Raw genomic sequence first — 3,837 nt, 5'->3', positions numbered from 1 at the left:
AAAATTATATTGAAAACGGATTCGGTGCTATATCCGGATTGTCTAAAGAGATATTGATTGATGATGCCAATACGTATGGTATAGCTTGGTGTAATGCAGCTATGGAAATTGCTGTTTCATGCAATAAAAGAATGTGGGCCTATGTAAGAGCCATATTGAAACGATGGAATAGTCAATATAATTTGTCAGAAAAACCATGGGAGGTGGAAGCAAGTGGAACATGTAAGCAAAGTCACGCACAATTTAAAAAAGATGTGCGAGCAGTATCATCAAGTGGCAATGGAACGGGAGCGGTTGACTGGACAAATGACCCCGACCATTTCTAAGCCGATAAATTGGGAGTATTACGGCATATATAAACGATTTCGACATGTTGAGATAGCAACTATGGATGTAGCCACTGACAATGCAATTGCCTTTGAAGTTATTAAAGACTATGCCAGTCATATTGTAGACAATCTTAATCAAGGATTGGGGCTTATTATTAAAGGTCCTGTTGGAACCGGAAAGACTACGGCTGCGATTGCCATTATGAAAGAAGCTATTAAGCATAAAAAAAGTCCCTATTTTATCTCTATGATTTCGCTTCTCGATAAATTGATGAGTTTTAGAGATCAAGAAGAGCGATATGAATTTGAGCAACGCATTCAAAATTGTCCGTTATTGGTCTTAGATGATTTGGGCGGCGAATATATCGGCAAAAATAAGGAAGAGAGCTGGATGCTTAAGCGTATTATGTCAATTATTGACGAACGGTATCAGCGGTCAAAATCGATAATTATTACAACCAACTTACCAATTAAAGAATTAGCGGAACGATATGATCAACGTGCTATTGATAGAATACGTAGCACGAATCAAATCATAACATTGCTTGGTGAAAGTTTGCGAAAAGAAGAATGGAGAAAGTCATGAATTCAGTGCAGATATTAGGTAATTTAGCTCGTGCCCCTGAAGTACGCTTTACTAAAACAGGTAGAGCTGTAGCATCATTTACAGTGGCTGCGACAAATACATATTTTGATTCAAATTCTAATGAGCAGAAAGAACAGACTGCTTTCATAAATTGTGTAGCTTGGGGAAAACAAGGGGAATCCGTTGGTAGTCTGCGTAAAGGAAGTCGTTGTTTCGTTGAAGGGCGTTTGAATACCCGTTCTTATGAAACTCAGGATGGGCAAAAACGCTATGTAACTGAAGTAGTTGCCAACTTTGTTGGAGTATCTTTGAATGCTCCGGTAAACGAAACATCTAATTTTGATAGCTTTGAAAGTGTAGACAGTACTGATGAAAATATACCGTTTTAGGAAATAGGTGATACTATGATGGATTTAATAGCTGTTAATGTTACAGAGGAAGACAAGCAAATAGTAAGTGGTAGAGATTTGCATATGTTTTTGGAAATCGGAACGCAATATACAAAATGGTTTGAAAGAATGTGTGAATACGGTTTTAGTGAAAATGTTGACTTTAGAGCTGTTAGTCAAAAAAGACTAACAGCTCAAGGTAATGAATCTACCTTTATTGATCATGAACTGACTATCGATATGGCGAAGCAATTATGTATGCTAGCTCGAAATGATAAAGGTAAGCAAGCCCGAGAGTATTTTATTCAAATTGAACGTGATTGGAATAGTCCGGAAAAAGTCATGGGGCGAGCGTTAAAGATTGCGAATAATGTAATTAACAATCAGAAAATAACGATTGCACAACAAAATCAGCAACTACAAGAACTACAGCCAAAGGCTACTTATTATGATTTAGTACTACAGAATACTAGTTTATTAAGCATCACTCAAATTGCTAAAGATTTTGGATTGAGTGCTAGACGATTAAATCAAATCCTAAAAGATAAGGGTGTGCAATACAAGCAATCGGACCAATGGTTTTTATATCAGAAATATGCTGATAAAGGATACACTTCTAGTAAAACTACAGCATTAGATGCGGAACGCAGTGTAATGCATACATATTGGACGCAAAAAGGGCGGCTTTTTATTTATGAACTACTGAAAAGTATAAATATATTACCTTTGATTGAGCAGGTGGCATGATGAATAGTAGAGAAAAAGGCAAAAAAGGTGAACGTGAATTTGCTTCATTGTGCCGTGATAAAGGGTTTTCAAGAGTTCGCCGTACACAGCAGTATTGTGGTAATACAGGCGAAGCAGCTGATGTTGTTGGCTTACCGGGTGTACATGCTGAAGTTAAGCGTGTTGAAAACTTAAATATATACAATGCGATTGAGCAAGCAAAACGAGATAGCAAGAAATCGGGGCGAGTGCCGGCGGTATTCCACCGGAAAAATTATCGTGAGTGGCTTGTAACGATGACCGCCGATGATTGGTTCAATTTGTATAGGGAAAGCGAATTATTGAATAGCAATTATAGGAGCGATAACGATGAATGACAAAGCAAAAGAGTTGGATGAGAAAATCAAATAAGGGGGTTATGTCATGGATAAAAGTCAATTAAGAAACGATATAATGCAATTCCTTTACAACGAAGGATTTAGATTTATTGCAAAAGACCACAATGGTTGGGTCCGGGCTTTTGTACGCAAGCCAGTTAAAAATAAATACGCATGGATTGCTAATGGTTATGTGAGGACATTAGGCGTATTATCAAATTTATTTAATAATATTAATTGGGAAGATAAAGAACCTTTGAATATCGCTATTGAGATTGGCGCGCTTGATTGGTCGACTGTGCCGGATAATACGCCGGTGCTAGTGCGAAACAACGTAACAGAGCCGTGGGAATATCGGCACTTTTACAAATATAGCGCCGAATCGGATTATCCATTTATTTGTTATATCGACGGCAAGACAAGTTATACGGTGAAGAGCATTCAGAGCATTGTTAAATATGATAATTGGGCATTCTGTAAGTTAGCCGAAGAAGGTGAGTAATATGTTCGGCGTGGACTACATCAAGGCGCAAGAACTCGGCTTTAAATTCATTGCCCGAGACCCTGTCGGCGGCGAGTGTGTACACCGGGAAAAGCCGAAAAAGAATGACGGCGGCTATTGGGTAAGTGAAGGCTGGCGTTATGTTGATGGCTACTGCTGTTTAGACAAGAAAAATGTCATGGACATTGATGATGCTATCAAAATTGAAAAGAGCTCCCCTTTTAAAGCAGCGCCGAAATGGGAGCCGGAAACCGTGGAGCTCAAATGTCAATATTGTGGTAAAAAATTCATCGGCAGAAGTAAGAACCGGAAATATTGCAGCGGAAAGTGTGCGAACGATAACAAAATTCAGAAGCGAAAAGCAAAGGAGGCAGCACAACATGACTGATAAGGAATTAAGAAAAGAGATTTTGGAACGTGCATATCGATATGGAGCGCGTTATGTGGCTAGAGATTTAACTGGAGAAATTTACGCTTATGAAGATAAGCCTTCATTTGATAGTGACGGTTGTTGGTGGGATGCATCGGAAGACCTTACTAAAGTGATAGTAGAACTTACTTATTTTGAAGATTTATTCCAAGATTTGCGAATGAATATAGAAACCTTACTAGATATTGGCAAAGAGCTGGAGATTGTAGATTGGAAAAATGTGCCAGTTGATACCCCTGTGCTTGTAAGTGCTGATGGAGAAATTTGGGAAAGAGCTTATTTCAAACAATATGTAGAGGTTAATATTGATCCATTCATTGCTTTTGCTGATGGGCGAACAAGCTGGAGCAAGAAAGGGATGGTAGATTGGCATGCTTGGAAATATTGCAAGCTAGCGGAGGTAAACGATGAAAATAAATTGTGAAAACATGAAACGGCTTAGACGTCAATGCGAAAAGCTGCGGACGTGGCGCTATATCTTGCGCCGGATGCGAAGCC

At 38.8% G+C, this 3,837-nt stretch carries 8 protein-coding genes; all 8 read left to right on the top strand.

Translation table 11 applies throughout. From position 1 onward, the window contains the following. A partial coding sequence (locus MXE28_RS11300) for a DnaD domain protein (protein ID WP_247240184.1) occupies positions 1 to 326 on the top strand: 326 nt, incomplete at its 5' end. Beyond that, on the top strand, positions 280 to 915 hold the full coding sequence (locus tag MXE28_RS11295) for an ATP-binding protein (RefSeq protein WP_247240185.1): 636 nt from the start codon (positions 280 to 282) through the stop codon (positions 913 to 915). The genes MXE28_RS11300 and MXE28_RS11295, both read left to right, overlap by 47 nt. Then, a complete protein-coding gene (locus MXE28_RS11290; RefSeq protein WP_247240183.1) occupies positions 912 to 1,304 on the top strand; it encodes a single-stranded DNA-binding protein in 393 nt (130 codons plus the stop codon). The genes MXE28_RS11295 and MXE28_RS11290 overlap by 4 nt, the downstream gene beginning before the upstream one ends. A 15-nt stretch (positions 1,305 to 1,319) precedes the next feature. Next, the gene (locus tag MXE28_RS11285; RefSeq protein WP_247240182.1) at positions 1,320 to 2,051 is read left to right on the top strand and encodes a phage antirepressor KilAC domain-containing protein; all 732 of its coding nucleotides are present in this window, start codon (positions 1,320 to 1,322) and stop codon (positions 2,049 to 2,051) included. Next, positions 2,048 to 2,407: a hypothetical protein gene (locus tag MXE28_RS11280; RefSeq protein ID WP_247240181.1), complete on the top strand. Its 360-nt coding sequence runs from the start codon at positions 2,048 to 2,050 to the stop codon at positions 2,405 to 2,407. Before MXE28_RS11285 ends, MXE28_RS11280 begins: the two co-directional genes overlap by 4 nt. Positions 2,408 to 2,453: 46 nt before the next feature. Continuing rightward, positions 2,454 to 2,909, top strand: coding sequence for a hypothetical protein (locus tag MXE28_RS11275; protein WP_247240180.1), 456 nt, complete (start codon positions 2,454 to 2,456; stop codon positions 2,907 to 2,909). Position 2,910: 1 nt separating this feature from the next. Next, positions 2,911 to 3,297, top strand: coding sequence for a hypothetical protein (locus MXE28_RS11270; protein ID WP_021840408.1), 387 nt, complete (start codon positions 2,911 to 2,913; stop codon positions 3,295 to 3,297). After that, positions 3,290 to 3,763: a hypothetical protein gene (locus MXE28_RS11265; protein WP_021840407.1), complete on the top strand. Its 474-nt coding sequence runs from the start codon at positions 3,290 to 3,292 to the stop codon at positions 3,761 to 3,763. Before MXE28_RS11270 ends, MXE28_RS11265 begins: the two co-directional genes overlap by 8 nt. The last annotated feature ends 74 nt before the right edge of the window (positions 3,764 to 3,837 follow it).

The sequence above is a fragment of the Veillonella sp. KGMB01456 genome (assembly GCF_023051165.1).
Classification (GTDB): domain Bacteria; phylum Bacillota; class Negativicutes; order Veillonellales; family Veillonellaceae; genus Veillonella_A.
The sequence above is the reverse complement of the archived record's forward strand: the minus strand, read 5'-3'. Positions and strand labels throughout refer to the sequence as shown.